General features: G+C 53.3%; 20 protein-coding genes. 11 read left to right on the top strand and 9 right to left on the bottom strand.

The genetic code is table 11. From position 1 onward, the window contains the following. Positions 1-95 precede the first annotated feature (95 nt). Genes rnp3 through MTC_RS01755 form a run of 3 tightly spaced genes read right to left on the bottom strand, consistent with a single transcriptional unit; the run spans position 96 to position 1,796 of the window. The gene (gene rnp3, locus MTC_RS01765; RefSeq protein ID WP_014404960.1) at positions 96-791 is read right to left on the bottom strand and encodes a ribonuclease P protein component 3; all 696 of its coding nucleotides are present in this window, start codon (positions 789-791) and stop codon (positions 96-98) included. Continuing rightward, positions 781-1,209, bottom strand: a complete 429-nt coding sequence (locus tag MTC_RS01760; RefSeq protein WP_014404959.1) for an RNA-binding domain-containing protein — start codon at positions 1,207-1,209, stop codon at positions 781-783. The genes rnp3 and MTC_RS01760 overlap by 11 nt, the downstream gene beginning before the upstream one ends. Then, complete coding sequence (locus MTC_RS01755; protein ID WP_014404958.1) at positions 1,206-1,796, bottom strand: 50S ribosomal protein L15e; 591 nt, start codon at positions 1,794-1,796, stop codon at positions 1,206-1,208. Before MTC_RS01755 ends, MTC_RS01760 begins: the two co-directional genes overlap by 4 nt. Before the next feature lie 371 nt (positions 1,797-2,167). Here MTC_RS01755 and MTC_RS01750 point away from each other — a divergent pair, with 371 nt between their 5' ends. From MTC_RS01750 to MTC_RS01740, 3 genes are read left to right on the top strand one after another with little or no spacing between them, the layout of a single operon-like run. Continuing rightward, the gene (locus tag MTC_RS01750) at positions 2,168-4,021 is read left to right on the top strand and encodes a serine/threonine-protein kinase (protein ID WP_014404957.1); all 1,854 of its coding nucleotides are present in this window, start codon (positions 2,168-2,170) and stop codon (positions 4,019-4,021) included. Positions 4,022-4,025: 4 nt separating this feature from the next. Continuing rightward, complete coding sequence (locus MTC_RS01745; protein ID WP_014404956.1) at positions 4,026-6,398, top strand: AAA family ATPase; 2,373 nt, start codon at positions 4,026-4,028, stop codon at positions 6,396-6,398. 57 nt (positions 6,399-6,455) lie between these two features. Then, on the top strand, positions 6,456-7,619 hold the full coding sequence (locus MTC_RS01740) for an aminopeptidase (protein ID WP_014404955.1): 1,164 nt from the start codon (positions 6,456-6,458) through the stop codon (positions 7,617-7,619). On the opposite strand, the gene MTC_RS01735 is transcribed toward MTC_RS01740, so the two are convergent. The 4 genes from MTC_RS01735 to MTC_RS13250 all read right to left on the bottom strand — a co-directional run bounded on the left by MTC_RS01735 (position 7,611) and on the right by MTC_RS13250 (position 10,173). Continuing rightward, positions 7,611-8,774, bottom strand: a complete 1,164-nt coding sequence (locus MTC_RS01735) for a glycosyltransferase family 4 protein (protein ID WP_014404954.1) — start codon at positions 8,772-8,774, stop codon at positions 7,611-7,613. The two genes, MTC_RS01740 and MTC_RS01735, sit on opposite strands and share 9 nt — an antisense overlap. 643 nt (positions 8,775-9,417) lie before the next feature. Continuing rightward, positions 9,418-9,627 carry a hypothetical protein gene (locus tag MTC_RS12975; RefSeq protein WP_143767031.1) on the bottom strand — a complete coding sequence of 70 codons (210 nt, stop codon included), beginning with the start codon at positions 9,625-9,627 and terminating at the stop codon, positions 9,418-9,420. A gap of 152 nt (positions 9,628-9,779) precedes the next feature. Next, positions 9,780-10,025 (bottom strand): HEPN domain-containing protein, encoded by a 246-nt coding sequence (locus tag MTC_RS01730; RefSeq protein WP_143767030.1) that lies wholly within the window; start codon positions 10,023-10,025, stop codon positions 9,780-9,782. A 4-nt stretch (positions 10,026-10,029) separates the two neighbouring features. Further along, complete coding sequence (locus tag MTC_RS13250) at positions 10,030-10,173, bottom strand: hypothetical protein (RefSeq protein ID WP_014404951.1); 144 nt, start codon at positions 10,171-10,173, stop codon at positions 10,030-10,032. 624 nt (positions 10,174-10,797) lie between these two features. Between MTC_RS13250 and MTC_RS01720 the strand changes: the two genes are divergently transcribed. From MTC_RS01720 to MTC_RS01695, 6 genes are all read left to right on the top strand, one after another. Then, entirely contained in the window at positions 10,798-11,046 is a 249-nt protein-coding gene (locus MTC_RS01720) for a DUF7123 family protein (RefSeq protein WP_014404950.1), read from the top strand. An 89-nt stretch (positions 11,047-11,135) separates the two neighbouring features. Next, complete coding sequence (locus tag MTC_RS01715; protein WP_014404949.1) at positions 11,136-12,248, top strand: hypothetical protein; 1,113 nt, start codon at positions 11,136-11,138, stop codon at positions 12,246-12,248. A gap of 67 nt (positions 12,249-12,315) precedes the next feature. Beyond that, positions 12,316-13,464: a DUF362 domain-containing protein gene (locus MTC_RS01710; protein ID WP_014404948.1), complete on the top strand. Its 1,149-nt coding sequence runs from the start codon at positions 12,316-12,318 to the stop codon at positions 13,462-13,464. 491 nt (positions 13,465-13,955) lie between these two features. Then, positions 13,956-14,339: a thymidylate kinase gene (locus MTC_RS01705; protein ID WP_048188843.1), complete on the top strand. Its 384-nt coding sequence runs from the start codon at positions 13,956-13,958 to the stop codon at positions 14,337-14,339. Between the two features lie 137 nt (positions 14,340-14,476). Further along, positions 14,477-14,764 (top strand): type I restriction-modification system subunit M N-terminal domain-containing protein, encoded by a 288-nt coding sequence (locus MTC_RS13510; RefSeq protein ID WP_014404947.1) that lies wholly within the window; start codon positions 14,477-14,479, stop codon positions 14,762-14,764. Then, positions 14,761-15,870, top strand: coding sequence for a type I restriction enzyme subunit R domain-containing protein (locus MTC_RS01695; protein ID WP_014404946.1), 1,110 nt, complete (start codon positions 14,761-14,763; stop codon positions 15,868-15,870). Before MTC_RS13510 ends, MTC_RS01695 begins: the two co-directional genes overlap by 4 nt. A 31-nt stretch (positions 15,871-15,901) precedes the next feature. Here the strand turns inward: MTC_RS01695 and MTC_RS13245 are convergent, their stop codons facing one another. Further along, a complete protein-coding gene (locus MTC_RS13245) occupies positions 15,902-16,075 on the bottom strand; it encodes a hypothetical protein (protein ID WP_014404945.1) in 174 nt (57 codons plus the stop codon). A gap of 15 nt (positions 16,076-16,090) precedes the next feature. Continuing rightward, positions 16,091-17,281, bottom strand: coding sequence for an SDH family Clp fold serine proteinase (locus MTC_RS01690; RefSeq protein WP_014404944.1), 1,191 nt, complete (start codon positions 17,279-17,281; stop codon positions 16,091-16,093). Positions 17,282-17,496: 215 nt separating this feature from the next. On the opposite strand from MTC_RS01690, the gene aroE reads away from it, so the two are divergent. Then, positions 17,497-18,303 carry a shikimate dehydrogenase gene (gene aroE / locus MTC_RS01685; protein WP_014404943.1) on the top strand — a complete coding sequence of 269 codons (807 nt, stop codon included), beginning with the start codon at positions 17,497-17,499 and terminating at the stop codon, positions 18,301-18,303. Then, positions 18,293-19,150, top strand: a complete 858-nt coding sequence (locus tag MTC_RS01680; protein ID WP_014404942.1) for a prephenate dehydrogenase/arogenate dehydrogenase family protein — start codon at positions 18,293-18,295, stop codon at positions 19,148-19,150. The genes aroE and MTC_RS01680 overlap by 11 nt, the downstream gene beginning before the upstream one ends. Positions 19,151-19,154 lie beyond the last annotated feature (4 nt).

Below are 19,154 nucleotides of genomic sequence, written 5' to 3'. Positions count from 1 at the left end.
GTAACCACCACATGGCAAATCGTGTGATAAGTGATACCATTTTTAGACTTAATATGCATTTAATAATAATAAGGCTTTTCTCATCTACAGAGCCCTTATCCTATGACCTGGACGCCTTCCATGATGTAGCCAGGCGAGCTGCGCCTTAGTATCTCTGAAGGATAAAAGGAGAGGCCCCTGATTGCGTCCTTTTCGCCCATGCCGAGCAGCCTGCAAAGGGAGAGCGCCGTTCGCACGTCCCTCATGTCGTAAATAGACATGGCGCCCGATACGACCACGAATGGCGCCCCGTACTTTTTCGCCAGGGCGAGGTTGGCACGGTAACCGGAAAGAGTCCTCACGCGGGAGCCGCCCTTATTATAGATTATCGGTAAAAGCTCGAAGCCTATGGCAACGCCCTTATCGGCCGCCAGCCTCGCCAGGACGTGGTTTAGGCCGCCCGTCTTTCCGTCCTGCGGGTGCATCAAAATGTCGACTCGCTCCTCCTCGCACGCCGCCCGGTTGATGGCCGCGTCGCCGCCATGGACGGCTAGTACCCTCACCTTCTTCCTGAACCTGTCCACCTGCCTCCGAAGGTCATTAGCGTCTCTCGCCACGACCTCGACGCCCTGCACCACTTCGACGCCCTCAGGCACAGGCACCTTCTTCACGTCAAGGAAAAAATCAGAGTGGTTAACAGTACAAAGGCCCGCATAACCATACTCTTTCGCCTTCAACGCCATTAATGATAAAGTGCTCCCGCCTTCGGGGTAGGCGTGCACTCCCAGGTCATAAAACGCCTCACGGATCATTGAAGTACTCCTCCAGTACCTTCAGGGCCGCCTCGCGCCTGGCCGGGTATGCGGCCACCTTGGCCCTTATGGCAATCACATCCTCCGCATACGTGAGGCGGATGTCACCCAGGTATGCGTCCTGCTTGGAGAGCTTTAGATAAAAGTCGCAATCATCGCTAACCCGCTCAGGAAGCTCCTTCACCAGCTCCTTTAAATCGGCCTCGAGAAGCCTGGACTTTAAAAATTTAACGTACTCCTCGGCGGCCTTCTTCTCGAGGCGCGCCGTCAAAACGGTTATCGGGTTATCAAAATAGCCCCTCGTCTCCTCCTCCTTAATCGGGGTATCGGGAGGCAAGACGTTAACAAGGGCCTGCCTGACCCTTGAAACGTCCTCGGTAGCATGTGATTGTGTCCTAAAAAGGATGTAATGGATCATTTACCCCGTCTCTCGTGGCTGCCTATCGAGGGCCTGGTCTTCTCAGTGCCCATGCCCTTACGGCGCAGGCCTCTCCCCTTGATGCCCGCGCTCGTCAGGCCCCTCTCGGCCCTGCCCCGGTGCGTCGGCCTGGCAATCCAGTTTAGGTCTTTATCCGCTAGAATAGATGGATGGTGGGGGTCCACGAGGATTATCTCGTACCACTTGTGCTTGCCGTCCTCGCCTACCCAGTATGAGTTCAAGACCTCCATGTTGGGGAACTTCTTCGAGGCCCTCTCCTCCGCGATGCGCTGAATGCTCTTGCGCCTGGTGAGGGTCCTGAGGCCCATGTGTTTCGACTTCCTGCCCCTGACGTACCTCGACTTGCGGCTGCCGCCTCTCCTGACGTGTGCCCTCACCACGATGATGCCCTGCTTCGCCTTATAGCCGGCCTCCCTGGCCCTGTCCAGCCTTGTTGGCCTGTCGATCCTGACCACCGACGGCTCCCGCCGCCACTGCTGTAATCTTTCCCAGAAGAGCTTGCCCACGTAGGTCTCATCGGGTCGCTTCCAGGCGTCCCTTATATAGTGATACATTGACTTCGCCATGTTTCGATTCTCCATCATGGTTTCACGGTTCAGCTATGTTAGCCACATTCCGGCGGGACGCATCCCGCTGCTGAAACTGCGATGGCCAATAGAAGGCTACAAGCATATAAAAGTTTCGAAGTGTTAAGATGGTTGGCAATAAAAAAACGATGGTCGGGCAGAAGGTATCTCTTTTTCTAGAGGCTAAATGGGGGCTTCGCTTCGCTATGCCCCCCCCCCTTCAGTCACTAATAGAAGATGTGGTGTTTAACCATCCACTATCATATAGAACCCCCATTCACTCTCAGAAAATGCATATCCAATACAGCATTTGCATAGCAACTTTTTTATCCCGCCATCCCTTATAATTAAAGTACTTTCCAGGCGACACGATGCCAGGCGATAGGTGGCGGCAGGTCGGGGGGATGACGGAAGATACGGTGATGCCTGGGGGAGGGCTGGGGCGTTCCTGGAACTATGAGAGCCCTGACAGGCATTGGATACCGGAAGAGATGAAGATCACTGTAGGCTCCCTCATCGGCGAGCAATACGAAGTGCGACAGATACTCGGGGGCGAAGGGAAAAGCGGCATGGGCATCGTTTACGTTTGCTATGACCGCTCCGCCCAGCAGATGTATGCCCTCAAGACGTTTCAGGATAAATACCTCTACTCTGGCCGGGCGAGGGAAAGCTTCAGGCAAGAGGCGCTGGCGTGGGTGCTGCTCGACGCCCACCCCAACATCGTGCAGGCGGTGGGCGTTGAGGCTTTAGATAACCGCCTGTTCATCGTTTTAGAGTACGTAGAGCCGGACGACGCCGGCCGTAACACGCTCACCCACTATCTTAACTCGATCTCGCTCCTCCAGGCGATAGAGTGGGCCATACAGTTCTGCGATGGCATGGCGTACGCGGCATCCCATGGTGTGACGCCCCACCGCGACATTAAGCCCGACAACATCATGATATCACGGGACGGCACGCTCAAGGTAACCGATTTCGGGCTGGCCAGGCTCTGGGAAGGGGTGCTACGCTCCTCTGACATGGATTTTAGCCCGTATCGATCGATGGTGGGCACGTCCCCCTGGATGGCCCCTGAGCAGTTCGATGGCGTCAGCGACCTTCGCAGCGACGTCTACAGCTTCGGCGTCATCATGTACCAGATGGCCAATGGCGGCAGGCAGCCGTTCATCGCGGATAGCGTGGACGGGTATCGCAGGGCGCACTGCGAGGCAAAGGTGCCGTACTTCAAAAGCCGGCTATTCCCGATCATAAGGAAATGCCTGAAAAAATCGCCTGAGGACAGGTACGGCGATTTTAGGTCGTTAAGAGCCGACCTCGAGAGGCTCTACCGGTCACTCATGGGCGTGTGGCCGCCCGCCCCCGCGCGCAGGGTCGAGCCGGGCATATGGGAGTATAATAACAGGGGGCTTGCGCTTTACAACGTAGGGCTTGTTGACGAGGCTATATGGGTGTATCGAAAGGCGTTGAGGGCGGACCCCGTTCTCGCCGAGCAACATAAGGCTCGCCTCGCCACCGTGCATAACAACCTCGGCGTCGCATATGATGCTCGGGGGCAGGTTGACATGGCCATAGACGAATATAGGGAGGCTTTAAGGCTAAACCCATGCCTGGCTGATGCGCACAATAACCTGGGAACGGCGCTTCGCGCAAAGGGCCTGCTCGACGAGGCGATGAGGGAGTACCTTCATGCGTTAAGGCTAAAGCCGGATAGCGCGATGGCCCGCCATAACCTTGGGCTGTCTTATGCGTGCCGGGGCGAGCTTGATCGGGCAATAAGGGAGTATAAAGAGGCGATACGCCTCAAGCCGGGGCTTGTGGAGGCCAGGGTCAACCTGGGCCTCGCTCTGGCCATGAAGGGCAGGCTAGATAAGGCGATAGACGAATACCGTAAAGCGGCCAGGATGAGGCCTGATGACGCCATCATACACTTTAACCTGGCGAACGCGCTACGGGCCGTGGGGAGGATAGAGGAGGCGATACTAGAGTATAGCGCCTCTCTCTGGATTGAGCCGGGAAATGCGGAGGCCAGGCATAGGCTCGGCCTATCGCTGGAGGACGCGGGCAGGCTGCAGGACGCCATCAGCGAGTACGTTGGCGCGCTGCGCCTGGAGCCAGGCCATGCCGCTGTTGTATCGAGCCTGGAGGGGGCGCTCAGGAGGTCCGGCATGCAGGAGGCAGCCATTGAGGCGTACATCAACCTTCTAACAGGGAAAAAGAGGAGGTGAGGCCATGGAAAGAATCACGGAGGGGGCGTCAAGGGCCTGGGACATTGCGGCCGAGGAGGCGGGCCGCTCGAACGGGCGGCTCATCGAGAAGGAGCACCTCTTCATAGGCCTGCTGAGCCTGGATAAGGCTCTTGATACGCGGGATTCCGAGGCGCTTAAGTCGTTGAAGGCTGAGCATGACGCCATCCAGAACGTGCTCGAAGGCGCCTGCGATCATCGATCCCCATCGATAGCCATAAGGCGGGCGCTCAGGAGGTCTATTGGAGGGAGGGAGAAGGCGCAGGATGGCAAGACGATGCACAGGAGCGAGGAGTGTAAATCGATCTTCCGCAGGGCGGCCGCCTTTTCATCTAAGGGCGAGGTTTCTTGTTTACACTTAATGGCGGCAATCCTTGAGAGGCCTGGCCCGGTGATAGAGGAGGCCCTCGCAGGCCTTGGCATAAGCGCCGCCGACATCCTGGAGCCAGTCGAGGCATGGATAGCGATAATGGATGGGTGCAGTAAGCCGTTCGTTCGCTCCATGGATAAGAGGGACATATATAGCGCCGTGAACTCCTGGCTTAATCGAGGGGAGGGCGCTAAGAGTTACCTGGAGAAGTACGGCCGTGACCTGACGAGGGAGGCGATGTGCGGGCATCTGGGCCCGTTTTACGGCCGTAAGAAGGAGCTGTTGCAACTAATCCATGTGCTCGGGCGGCGCGCCAAGAATAATCCGGTCCTCGTGGGCGAGGCGGGCGTGGGCAAGACGGCCATCGTCGAGGCGCTGGCGGTGCGCATCGCGATGGGCAAGGACGCCCACGTCCTGGGCGGCTGTCGCATCGTCGAGCTTAGCATGGCGTCGCTGCTTGCCAGCGCGAAGTACAGGGGCGACCTTGAAGAGCGGCTTAAGGGTGTGCTCGACGAGGCCGCGGCAGACAGGAGAGTTATATTGTTCATCGATGAGATACATACGATCGTGGGGGCGGGGAGGTGTGAGGGCGCTGCGCTGGACGCTTCCGCCATATTCAAGCCATACCTGGCCCGCGGCTTGCGCTGCATTGGCACGAGCACGATTTCAGAGTATTGCCGCTACATAGGGGCCGACTCTGCCCTCGACCGGCGCTTCGAGGCCATCCTGGTGGAGGAGCCGTGCCGGGAGGAGGCGATGGCCATGCTGGGCGCCCTGCGGCCGAAGCTGGAAGAGCACCATGGAGTGCGCATCCTGGACGAGGCCATTGAAGCAGCGGTAGACCTTTCGATGCGGTTTGACGCCGGCCATATGCTGCCCGATAAGGCGGTCGGCCTGCTGGATACTGCCGGCTCTCGGGCCAGGACTCCATCGCTTAGCATGGGGTCGATGGAGGAGCCCCGCAAAGAGGTGGACTTCCAGGCCGTCGCCAGGACCATGTCGTCGATCTCCGGGGTGCCCCTGGAGATAGTGTCAGGACACATGGGAGGCGTGTCTACCTCGAAGCTGTTAGGGCTGGACGCTTTCCTCAAGGCGAGGCTTGCGGGGCAGGAAGAGGCCATCGATCGTATTTATAAGCGCCTGATGGTGGCGTACGCGGGCCTTGAGAAGCGGCCGGGGCCTCTTGCTGTGTTCCTGTTTGCGGGCCCCACGGGTGTCGGCAAGACGGAGACGGCGCGGCTGCTCGCGGAGTTTCTCTTCGGCGGCAGGGAGGAGATGATCAGGCTGGACATGTCCGAGTATGCCGAAGAGAGCAGCGTTAGCAGGCTCATCGGCTCGCCGCCTGGCTACGTTGGATATGGGGAGGAGGGCGTGCTCGTCAGGTCATTAAGGGCCAGGCCTTACTCCGTGGTGTTATTAGATGATGCCGATAAGGCGCATCCCAGGGTATTCGACGTTTTTTTGCAGCTCTTCGACGAGGGGCGAATCACCGATACAAGGGGGAGGATGGCCGATGCGCGGAACGCCATCTTCATCCTGGCCTCCAGCCTGAAGCCGGCCATGGGATTTAGCTACGAGGATGTTGAGTCCAGGCCAGGGAAAAGGCTTACGTACAGGCATAATGAGGAAGATAAAAATGGCCTGGAGATGCTCCGCCCGGAGCTCATCAACCGTATAGACGAGTTTATAGTCTTCAAGCCTCTCGGGGCTGAGGCGGTGAGGGGGCTGCTGAAAAGGGAGCTGGATGGGGCGCTAGCGGAGCTGGAGCGGAGGCATCAAGTCTCGCTCAGGCTTAGCGAGGGTGCGCAGAATTTTCTGGCCAGCGTTTGCTATAGCCCTGAGTTTGGGGCAAGGGAGCTAAAGCGTACTGTGAGGCAGTTTATCTATGTGCCCCTCAGCGGGCTCATACTAAGCGGACAGATTGGCAAGCATAGGCGGTGGCTGGCCGTGTACGATGAGAACGGGATAAGCATTATACCTGACGAGTAGACGAAAAACGAGGGTCACCTTATTGGCCCTGGACTGCCATTTTATAGTGGTGTTGTCATGATAGATGAGAGCATTTTTCCGCGGCTCGCCAATTGCGTCTTAGATTCTATTGGCGTCAAGGATGGCGACGCAGTCTTTATTTCTGGCGGCTCGCACGAGCAAAGGTTCCTGGAGGAGATCGGGATTGCCGTGGCCAGGCGTGGCGGCCAGCCCTTCATAAGCGCGGTCTCGAACGACTACCAGAGGCGGCTCCTGGAGGCCTGCACTGTCGAGCAGCTTAAGCGGATGCCGAAGATAATGATGGGCATAGCCCAGGCGATGGATGCTTATGTAATCGTTGAGCCGTACAGCGATCCCACCTTTAAGGCGAGGTTCAGGGAGAAGCTTCAGGCACGCTCGGAGGGTAACTTCCCCGTCATGCAGGTCATCTATGGCAAGCCTGGCAAGCGATGGCTGTACATGGGGTGGGCTACCGAGGAGATGGCCAGGATGTACGGCGTGCCGCTCGACGTCCTTGAAAGGCTGGTGATAGGCGGCTGTTCCGTCGAGCCTGGCCTGCTGAAAGAAAGGTGTGAGCACATCATGAGCGCGCTCAAAGGTGCGAGATACGTCCACGTCACCGACCCCCACGGAACCGATTTCCGCCTCAATATAGAGGGGAGGAGGCTGAACCCGGATGATGGCGTGCTATCCCCCGAAAAGGTGGCCGTGGGCGACCTGGGAGGGAACCTGCCCGCCGGCGAGGTGTTCGTCGCCCCCGTGGAGACCCATGGCAGCGGCACTATTTACTGTCCCCTGACCATCGACGACCTGACACGGGGCACCATAATAAAGGGCGTAAGGCTCGTCTTTAAGGATGGGACGCTCATGCCCGATGAATGTACGGCCGAGGTCAACCAGGAAGTGCTCAGGGACACCATCCAGAAAATGGTTAAGCTTGACGTGGATAAGTATGGCGCCCCGAACGCCCTCAAGGTCGCCGAGCTCGGCATAGGCTTGAACCCGGTAATCGACCGTGCTATTGGCTACATCCTTACCGATGAGAAGATAGGTGGGTCCGTCCACGTGGCCTTCGGCAGGAGCGACATGTACGGCGGCAACGTGCAGAGCAACATGCACTGGGACTTCGTCACCGCGCCCGACGCCACCATCGAGGTCGAGTATGGCGACGGCAGCAGGAGGCTTATAATGAAGGATGGCAGGCTGCTCCAGTTAGCATAGCGCCTTATCGTATACTCTCAACAGCTTATCGGCTATGACGTTCCAATCGTAAACCGTGTCCACCAGCCTTTTCCCCTGTCGGCCCATCCATTTCAGGGCGCCTGGCTTGTCCACGACGTCGTTGATGCACCAGGCGATGGAATCGGGGCTGGGCCACGCCTTGATGCCGTTCACAAAATCGTCAATCAGGCGCACGGCCTGGGTGCCGATGGCCGGCTTACAGGCATCCCACGCCTCCAGGACTACGATCCCGAAAGGCTCGTTCCTGGATGGCACCGCTAGCATGTCGCAGGCGTTGAAGAGGTCTATCAGCCCCGCATCAGGCATATATCCCATAAAGTGGCATGCGCCCGCTACGCCCATTTGCCTGGCCTTCGCCTGGCAGGCTGGCCTCAGGTCTCCATCCCCGGCGAATGCGAACCTCGCGTCTCTCCTTTTCCTGAGGACGTGTGGCACAGCTTTCACGAGTAGGTCAGGCCCCTTCTGGTATTTCATCCGGCCCACAAAAAGCACGAGGGGGGACTCCGGGGCTATGCCGTATCTCAACTTAACTTCCTTTGCGTCCACGTCTCTTCTTATCTTTTTAGGGAATATGCCGTTAGGCACCAGGTTTAGCTTGTAGGATGGGATGCTATAGATGGACTGAAGCTCGTCCATCAGCGCCCTGGAGGTGACTATGATCTCCTTTGCCTCATAGCCTCCCAGCCACTCGCGGTGCGATATCTCCCTGGATTCGGGTGAGGTGCCATGCCTGTTGCCGTTCCTGCCCCACTCGGTCGAGTGGTAGGTGAGCACGAACTGCCTTCCTTTTTTCTTGAGGCGGTAGAGCGCCGTAACAGGGTGCCAGTCGTGGCCGTGGAGGATGTCGAAGCGCCCGAAGAGGCGCTCCACGGCCTTGAAGCGGTCCAGGAAGGCGTCGCACAGGGAGTCCATCTGGTGGACTATGCCGCCTGAGGCGTCGCTGCGCACCCTCTGGTAGTGGACGCCCTTAATCAGGTCATAGGGGCCATACTGTCCCCTTCTCGTGAATACGTGTACCTCGTGGCCCCTGGCTGCAAGCGCCTCAGATAATTCCGAGACGTGTGGCGCAAGCCCTCCCACCCTGACGCCATATAGCGACTCCCACGCGAACATGGCGATTCTTAAAGGCTCCATTATAACTAATAATATATTTTACAAGTATATAATATTTGAACTACGTCATGCTGCGCTACTTCTAGTGATTGAAAATCTCTAGAGTATGAAAGTGGCGTCCTGTGTCACCATTCCCTGGCCACATAGCCCTTCTCTCTAAGCTGCCATTGCAACTCCACCCGCAACTTGCACCAGGATCGCTGCCGATCTTTCCTGAAACCTCCACGCCGTACTGCAAGACCATGGCATCAAAACCAATGAGGTCCATAAAACAAATATTAGTCTTCAAGCGTTGTTCTAGGGCTGGGTCGCTCAACCCGTACTATGCCTGCAACACCAGCCACAGGAACGTGACCACAATGTCAAGTTCCAAGGCCTAATGGAGATAAACTAGCGACTGACCTCGAATCATACTCATCTGGCAATGCACCAATTTATTTCCCACTTGATGCTACCTCCTTTCACCATTTTAACGCCATCCCACCATTTTTCGTCACTTTAACATTATATTGGCCCTTCTCTCATGTTTTCATATTTTCATAGTACATTGTCGCATCAGTATGTTCCTTATTGGCTTTTATCGTAAACACGTTTTGCGAAGCTGCCATCGCCGGTACCACGGTCACCGCTAGTAGTATCATCAGGTTGACCTGTGCATAGGATTCTATTCAATTTGATTTTCATCGCTTTCCTCCTCAAAAGTTCGTTCTTCACGTTTTGGCGTGTTGGTTTTTCTTTTTATGGATGCAAGCCAGAGAAACCTTGAAATCACAGCATAAAGCTTTAAGTAGCTTGAACGCCTACGTAGCCTTGCCATCTTTTTGGCCGTGGGCGGCAGCACGCTCTTCCATGGGGCCGCTGCCCCATGCAGCATCTTGTACAGACGCTTCTAAAGCAAGTAATCGCTATATAAATATTATAATCTTCTTAGTTTAATATAATAACTTGCAGCGCTTTTATCTATCTGTCGCCGCCCGCGAAAACGCCCTAGCTAGAGAAGTGTTTAATTATTAAAGGAAAATTAATCTATCCAATAAGGGCCTTCATTTTTTCAAGAATAGCTTTAGCATGTTCAAGCGCGGCCTTTGCCTCCTCCTCATTAACGATAATGTCGCACCCGTAGGTGGCTTTTTCTCTATATAGCCGATAAGAGTTAAGGACCTTCGCGCAGCCAACAAGCTCAGGATAGGTCTCATTAACATAGGGCACACAAACATGGCTATGCTCTTTTATGCCATCCTTAAAAAGCAAGGCTTTGGTAGCGTGAAACATCGCCTCATAGCTCGAAGCCGGCGTCAGCCTGTATCTTTTTATGGTAAATCTTATAGAAGGCACCGCCCTTGCTTGCCAGCGCCAGCCACCCGGCTAAATCATGGACAGATATGTTCACTTCTTTTCCCAGCTTATCCTCGAGTTCCATGACTGCTCCAACCTTATAGAGGTCAAGACCTCCCAAAGCGCGAAAAAAGAAATAAAAGGAAAAACGCTGATCACCGATGAGATCGAAACATATACGTTGCCTAGGCGACGATTGAATATCAAAAAGAATAATGTCGAGAAAGGGGCAAATAAAGCGACCTGATAATCCAGATCATCTCCAAAACATTGATAGGATCGCTCAGAAATGGCTTACCAATAAGAAATGAAAACGTTCACTATGACCAGGATAAGTATCGATAAACATAATGGTATCTTAATTAGTAAGCAATTTTTAAATGACAAAGGGGCCTGATAGGCGAGTATATCCTACACCTATGAGAATTAAACACACCGCCTGGCATGCTGCTACACAAAGTGGTAATCCCACCCCAGTAGCTATTAGCAATGGACACCATCTGCTCGATCATCATCCTTTAATCACTAACCATCTGCCTGACTAAACGCAGCAGTATGTGACGGCTCGCGCGCCTTTTACACACATTTATATATACATCGTAACATAATTACTCGGCCACACAAAAAAATCAAAAAAATGTTGCAAGAATCGAAGGTTATATATACTTGCTGGTGTATAGTACTTTTCAGAGGGGAAGGAAATCAGAACATGTTAAAGAAACTACAGCTAAAGGACAAGTACAACCACAGCCAGGAGGTCATCATCGAGTACCTGAAGAACGGCCTAAAGGAGGGCAAGCAGTTCTTCAAGTCCAAGTACATCGCGAGGGACCTCGGCATGAGCCCGAAAGAGGTCGGCACCAACATGAAGATCCTTTCGGATGCCTGCGAAGACCTGCGCATTGAGAAGTGGAGTTACTCTAAGAGCACCACCTGGCGCGTAGAAGCTGCCGCATAAAGGGTCTCCATTTCTCGACTTTATTTTAAACGGCTTTTCTTGTAATTATTTATACTTCCAGCGCTTTTTATCCTTAAAAAGGTGCATTTATGCAGGAGCAGGCGTCTATCCTCGAGAAAAGGGGCTTTTCCTTTGAGCGCTTTGACTTCAGGATTGCCCTGCTAGCCGCCATCAACGTCGTCACCACGCTCACAGTCTACCTGCCGTTCATCGACAGGCTTGACGTCATCTACAGGTACCTGGACGGGCCTCTATACATGTACGTCGCTAAGACGCTCTACGCCGCGCCCGCGATAACGCCCTTTAACCTGCCAGGCTGTTACTACGCATGCCACCTGGCGCTCTACCCATTGCTAATAAGGGCGTTCTCATTCATGGGCTACGACCGGTCCATGATCTTCGTCGTCATCGCCTGCTCGACGCTCGCCACCATCGTGTTCTACCAGCTTTTAAAGGAGTTCAACTACTCGGCTAACCCGTTCTGGGCCTCGATAGTCTTCATATTTTTCCCCAGCCGCTGGCTGCTATACCATAGCGTCGGCGCCTCGGAGCCTCTATTCATATTGCTAATACTGGCATCCATATACTGCTACAAGAAGGACCGGTACCTGGCGGCGTTCACGCTCGCCGGCCTGGCCTCGGTAACGAAGATCTTCGGCGTGCTCATGTTTATCTCATACCTCATTCTCCTGCTCTACGAGAAAAAGTACAGGTATCTGCCCTACCTGCTCATCATCCCCGCCTTCCTGGGGCTAAACTTCCTGGCCTACCAGTTCACGTATGGCGACTTCTTCGCCTACTTCAGGTGGAATGGCGGGCTCATGAAAATCGTGCCCTTCATGAACTTCTTCGAGCCAGCCTCCAGGGGCAACACGAATAATGCTGAGCTCTTCATGGGGTTCTACATAATCTACATCCTTGGTGCGCTGCGCCTGTGGAAGCGCCCCGAGCTTTGCTCATTCTCACTGGTCTACCTGGGCTGCGTGGCATTCGTCCAGCACCCGGACGTAAGCCGCTATCTCCTGCCTGCCGCTCCATTCGCCCTCATCATCGCATTCGACGACATTATAAGCAGAAGGGAGTTCAAGCTTATCTTTCCCCTCCTAGTCATCTTCGGGTACTTCTACTGCTGGGGGATAATTCCGACCAACGTGATAGGCCAGGATACGTATAGCGCATTGATGGAGGCTCTCGCCCAGTAAAGCGAAGATTAATTAACTTTTTATATACTCTAGGCTCTTAGGTAGTTAAAAGGAGGATGGAACGCCCATGACATTCGTATCCCTTGTTAAGAGCAGCGACCCGTCGAAGGCGGTGAGCGACGCGGTCCAGCTCGCGGGAGGGCTGAAGGTCAGCGGCGACGTGCTCATCAAGCCCAACCTCGGCTGCGCCAGGCCGTCGGGCAGCGGCCTGGTGACCAACGTTGATGTCATCTGCGCCATCGTGAAGATGGTCGCAGGCCAGGGAGCGAGGCCGCTGGTAGGCGACCTATCCGTCCTGGGGTGGGACGCGAGAAAGGTGCTCGACGCGAAAAGCATAAAAAGAATAGAGGAGGCGGGCGGGGAGCTCGTGGACTGGAGCGCCAACCACATCGAGATAGAGCCGCCCGGCTCACGAGTATTGAAGAAGGTGTCCATCGCCAGGCCCGCCTTAGAGGTGGACGCTATAATCAACGTGCCCGTCCTTAAGCATCACTTTCTAATGCACCTCTCAGGTAGCATCGAGAACCTCTTCGGGCTGGTCGAGCCCTCATTCAGGTCCCGCGTACACGTCCTCGGGCTTGACGAGCCACTGGTAGACCTGTACGAGTTCTTGAGGCCTCGCATCGTGATGAACGTCATGGATGCCACTTATATCGCGCAGTCAGTGCGGCCTGCCGGGCCATATTATGGGCCGACCGAGGCGAAATCCGTGTATAAGGCCGACATGGTTATGGCGTGCAAGGATGCCGTGGCGCTGGACGCCGTCGCGGCGAACGTCATCAGGATCGACCCCATGGACGTCGAGGTGGTGCGGATAGCCCATGACAGGGGGCTGGGGGACATAAACCCCATGACGGTCGGCAACGCCAGAAAGGCAAGCCTGAAGATAAAAAGCTCCCTGATTGGCAAGGTGTTGCCATACCTGGACGATGTCTTGACAAGCCAGCGGTTTAATCCTATCGCCCATCCTTTTGCCAAGCGCCTCTATGGAAAGGACGTCGTATCCCTCAAGGAGGCGCGCCGCGAGATGGACTCTATCGACCCGTCCAGGATAGGTGTGGTGGGGGAGTGTATGAGGTGCGGGCATTGCGTGGACGCCTGCCCCACGTCGAATATAAAGCTGAACGGAAAGCCGACGTTCGGCCGTGATTGCATAAAGTGCTTCATATGCGTGGAGGTCTGCCCGAACGGGGTGCTAGCAATATTGAGGAAGTGACGCCGTGCCCGGGTTTTCTCGGAATGATGCGCTTGGTATCGTACTTGTCTGCGCCTATATAGCGATCGTCTTTTTCATCTCCGAGAAAGCCTGGAAGGGCGACCGTGCAATAGGCAGAAAAATGCTGCACATAAGCATAGGCAATATCGTATTTACATTATTCCTGTTCGACCACTGGTGGGCCGAGGTGCTCATCGCCGGCTCTGCCCTCGTCTTTTCGCTGTTGACCACCCGGCGAATGCAGGGCTATTTTATGAGCCTGGCCTCCCGCCTGGAGGGGGGAAGGGGCATAAAAAAGGCATGTTTGGTTGTTATAAAGTGGCTTTCAGCAGTCTCGGCGTCAGGCGCCGGGAACGAGTTCGGGCTTGTATACTATTGCCTCATGTTCACAGTGCTCGCATTTTTGTTTTTCGATACCCCCCTCGTGGTGGCGGTGGGCATGCTTGCCCTAGCTTATGGGGACGGCCTCGGGGCGGTGATAGGCATGAAGTATGGCCGCCACGATGTTTTATGCCCTCGACGTCGTCCGCTCATTAATGCTCTACTATCGTGGCGGCCGGGACGCGATATTCGTCCGCTACACGCTGGCCTGCGCGTACCTGCCCCGCCCCCTGGTAAAGCCCACGTATGCCCTGGTGAGCTTTTTGCTCCCCCGCTCCCCAAACATGTTTTTCCTGGACGTTGAGCCCGAGGAGGCGCTGTGGAGGATTCACCTGCGAGGGAATGGCAAGGAGATGTTCGAGTCGCTGGCGCACCTCAAGAAGAACCGGGAGAGGGCGCGGCTTATCACTGATGGCTGGAAGGTGGTGGACGGGAATGGGGCGCCCGAACAGGTATTTGAGCAAATCATAGGCTTCTTATCTAATGTAAAATGATTCATTACGAATAATTATTTACAATAAAATAGAAAATATTCCAAATTTTTCAGAATGATAAATATTATGCTATGCAATCGTATGATAATATTCAGTTTAGTCATACCTTGAATATCAGGTGGTTAGAGAGGCTAAGCATGGAAAACTTTAGCGAAAAGGTCAACTTTATCTGGAGCATCGCCGAGCTTTTACGAGATAGCTATAAGCGGAGCAAGTATCAGGACGTGATATTGCCTTTTACGGTTTTGAGGCGCATAGACTGTGTGCTGGCGCCGACCAAAGAAAAGGTGTTGGAAGCCAACGCCAGGTTTAAGGGCAAGCTCGATAACCCAGGCCCCCAGCTTTGTAAGGCATCAGGCACATTGACCTGCACCCTGACAGGGTCAGCAACATTGAGAGGGGCTATATTTTCGAGGAGCTTGTGAGGCGGTTCAACGATGGCACCAAAAAGTACACAGAGGCAGGCATGAACGGCTTCCCCGAGTCCCAGACCGCCGAGAACTTCAAGCAGGACAAGTACAAGCTCCTCATCGTGGCCAACAAGTTCCAGACCGGGTTCGACCAGCCATTGCTTCAAGCCATGTACATCGATAAGAAGCTGGGAGGCGTGGCAGCGGTTCAGACGCTGAGCAGGCTAAACCGTGTGGCTCCGGGCAAGACCACTACAGTTGTGCTGGACTTCGCCAACGAAGCAGACGAGATCGAGAAAGCGTTCAAGCCCTACTATGAGAAGACATGGCTAAAGGAAGGTACTGACCCTAACCTGCTATACGATTACCATACGCGTCTCATGGACTTCCATATTTTCTCGGACGAGGACGTGGAAAACTACGCAAGAATATACTTTGGCTCCAGTCCATCAGTGGATAAGCTTCATGCAGCCTTAGACCCAATAGCTAAGCGTTTTCAGGAAAGCGCTGTGGAAGAGAGAGAAAAGTTCTACAGAGAGCTAAAAGGCTATGTCCGGCTCTACGCGTTCCTCTCGCAAATCATCACCTTTACTGATGCGGACCTAGAAAAACTATACCAGTTCGGGCGCATGCTATTACGTAAAATAAAATTACCAGAGGAGAGGCTGCCGGTCGAGATACAGAGCAGCATAGACATAGACTCGTACAGGATACAGAAGACGTCTAGCGGTAAGATTAAACTTGGAAGGGGCGAGGGCGAGCTTGAGCCGAGGATAGACACAGGGCCGAAATCCTCCAGGAGTGAAGACTTAGAGCCCTTATCTTTAATCATAAAGGAGATGAACCAGCGATTTGGGACCGATTTTTCGGAAAAGGACAGGTTTTTCATCCAGGAGCTAGAGGCCAAACTAGATGCAAACCCGTCACTTGAGTCCAGCGTTAAGGTTAACGACCCCGAAAACGTCAAGCTTACTTTTAATATCGTGGCCAACTCTATCGTCCAGGACATGTGCGAGACTAACTTTAAGTTCTATAAGCATATCAATGACGACCTTGATTTTCAGAAGTTTTTCTTTAGCCTGCTCTTTGACCGCTACTATAAGAGAATAAAGGGCAAATAGTCAGGATAAATTATGAATATAATAAAAATAGTTATCTAATACTATAGTAATATTGCTCCTCTTCCATGGTTTCAAATAATATATTATACCTTAAATATGATAAAGAGCTTTGCTCAATGTCCGCCAGTTTCCCTTCCCTTGCTTCTTTTATAAATATTAATAATTCATCGACATTGCCCGATGCTATTTCATGTTCCCTATCCATTTGTGCCTCCTCCGTCTAATTAAATATGATTTTACGGCCGATTTTCATTTCTATATCATTTTTCAGGCCTAATAGATCAAATTCATATCCACATTCACATTTTAGTTTTGCATCTTTTGGGAATGGCTTAAACCCTTGCTTCTGTATTTGTTCATCGATATTTAAATCGGGTATAAACTTCGCATATAGTCTATGAATTTTGCCGCATTTTGGGCATTTAATTTCACGCCCGATGGCATCAGTTTTTGTGGTATCTTGCGTAGCGACTACTTGTTGATTAATTGGCGCGGCTGATTTAAATATCTTATTATCCTTTGTTGCAAATAGTTTATAGTGTGTACTGTTAGAAAATAAAAGTCTAGTGACTATCCGAATTCTTTGGACAATTATTGCCAGCTCCGGATTATTTTCTAGTCTATTAATTTCTAATCCTATTTTTTCTAAATCTTCGATTTTTATAGGTCTACCGTGAGACCTCCATCTAGTATGATTACACAATTCATTTGCAATATCATCCGCTTTTGTTTTTCTCATATCATCAGTTACGGGAATGCCTCTCGTTTTTGTAACTGTCCAGTTTTTAAATTTATATTTTGGAAGCCATTCTTTCACAAGGTCTTTTGCATAGTTATAGGCATTATGTACTCCAACGAGCTCTCCAGGCGTTATTTGTGCTACCATTGTGGCATCAAACGGGTTCAATTTGCCATTTATTTGAGCCTCCTCTCTTTTTTGGTTAACCCATTCTATATAATCATGTGCTGATATCGGGGACCTGCCAATAAACATCTGCGCGTCAATAGTCCCAAGGCTGCCCGTTTCGGACATCCAAATTTCGTCTCCCGATAAAACTAAAATCGTCCCCGCGCTTTTAGCCTCTCCCGCAATAACAAAATTTACTGTTTCAAATCTACTTCTTAAAAATCTTACAATTTCTTCAACAGCTTCGGCGTTACCACCCTTTGTTTCTACATAGAAGTCCAGGTGTTTAACATCAGTCTTATCACAAAGCAAATCATAAATAACATCTGCATCTGATCTATCTAACGATAAAATTTGAGGAGGGAGCTGTTTTTCAATAGTCGTAGCATAAACAAACAAATATCTTTTAGTTATTCTATTATATTCGAGGATCAGTCTTTTTAATTCCTCTTCCATTTCCTGTACTGATAGATTTTTATTAATATATTCATTTAATAAGCTCATGCCCACCAAGTAATAAAATGATAATCATTTATTGTATTTATATTTTATCTAGTAATTTTATATGTATCAAGAGTAAAATGCGAAGATGGTACGCTACATAGAGTTTTTAAAAAAGCCAAAGTAGCTTAATATTACAAAGGTATCGAATCATAGAACAAGACGACAAAATAAACTACCACATACATTTATCAAGTACGAATACCATTTTTCCACATATGATCACGATGTACGGCGTCATAGGCGACCCCATAGCGCACAGCCTCTCGCCCGCGATGCACAACGCCGCGTTCAAGGCGCTGGGCATGGATTGCTATTATGGGGCTTTCCACGTTAAAGGGCGCTACCTCCATGAGGCGGTAAATGGGGCGAGGGCGCTGGGCTTCGGGGGCCTCAACGTGACGGTCCCCCATAAGGAGGCGGTCATCAGGTTCGTGGAGGCAGACGCTGCCGCCCGCGAAATCGGTGCGGCCAACACCATCGACTTTCGCACTAATAAGGCATACAACACGGATGCGCCCGGAGCCATCGCATCGCTCGAGGACAGCGGGGTAAAGGTGAAGGGCAGGAGCGTGCTCGTGCTCGGCGCGGGCGGGGCGGCGAGGGCGGTCACGTACGGGCTCTTGAAGGCCGGGGCCACGGTCACCATCGCGAACCGCACCGCCCAGAAGGCAGCAGACCTCGCTGCATACATGAGGGAGTACGGCGAAGTGTTCGGGACGGGCATGGATAATCTGAGGGAGAAGGTCTCTATCTCGGATATAATCGTAAACACGACCACGGTTGGCATGGGCCAGGATGAGACGCTGGTCACCGCTGACATGCTCAGCGACAGGCAAACGGTGTTCGACCTCGTCTACAGGCCAGTGGAGACAAGGCTGCTGAAAGAGGCGAGGCTGGCCGGGGCCAGGGCTATTGACGGCATCACGATGCTCGTAAGGCAGGGGGCGCTCTCCTTCGAGATATGGACGGGAGTGAAGCCGCCTATAGACGTGATGGAGAGGGGCGCCAGGGATGCCCTTTAAGGTGCTTATCATAGGCGGCGCCGGGGGCATGGGCCGCTGGTGCGCCGGGCTTTTTAAAAATGCCGGCCATGACGTTTATATAAGCTCGAGGCGGGACGCCTCAGGGGTGGCGAGGTCGCTGGGGGTCGGGCTAGCCAGCCCCCAGGATGCGGGTGACTTTGACGTCGTTGTGCTCTCGGTTCCCATGGATGTCCTGGAAGAGGTGGCTTCGGATGCCGCCCCCAGAATGAGGCCTGGGTCGCTTCTCATGGACCTGTCCTCCCTTAAGGTAAAGCCGCTCGAGGCGATGCTCCGCCACGCCCCACCAGGCGTTGAGGTCATCGGTACCCATCCGTTGTTTGGTCCGCAGTCTGACTTTAGTGGCCGCACAATAGTGCTCGTCCCAACGAAGAGGAGCGTTCGGTGGCTTCCCATCATCAGGCCTCTCTTCGAGGAGGCTGGCCTCAACGTGCTGGAGGCGACGGCGGAGCGCCACGACATGAACATGGCTGTAGTGCAGGGCCTGACCCATTTCATGTACGTCGCCATGGGCAGGGCGCTCGAAAAGTCTCAGGTAAACATGGAGGAGGCCTCCCTCTTCAAGACGCCCGTATATGGCATTACCAAGGAGATGCTCGGCCGGGTGCTCTCACAAAGCCCTGAGCTATACGCCCTCATCCAGTCCTCGGAGCACGCTCGCGAGATGAGGCGTGCCTTCATAGAGGCATGCATAGAGCTTAACTCTGAGCTAGAGGAGGGGAGGCTTGAGGACTTTATAAGGGATTTCAAGTCTGCCGCCACCTACTATGGCGACACCGGGGGCGCAAGGGAGCGGTCTGAGCGCATAATAAGGGATTATGGAGCTTAATAAA

This window comes from Methanocella conradii HZ254, assembly GCF_000251105.1.
Classification (GTDB): Archaea; Halobacteriota; Methanocellia; order Methanocellales; family Methanocellaceae; genus Methanocella; species Methanocella conradii.
The sequence above is the reverse complement of the archived record's forward strand: the minus strand, read 5'-3'. Positions and strand labels throughout refer to the sequence as shown.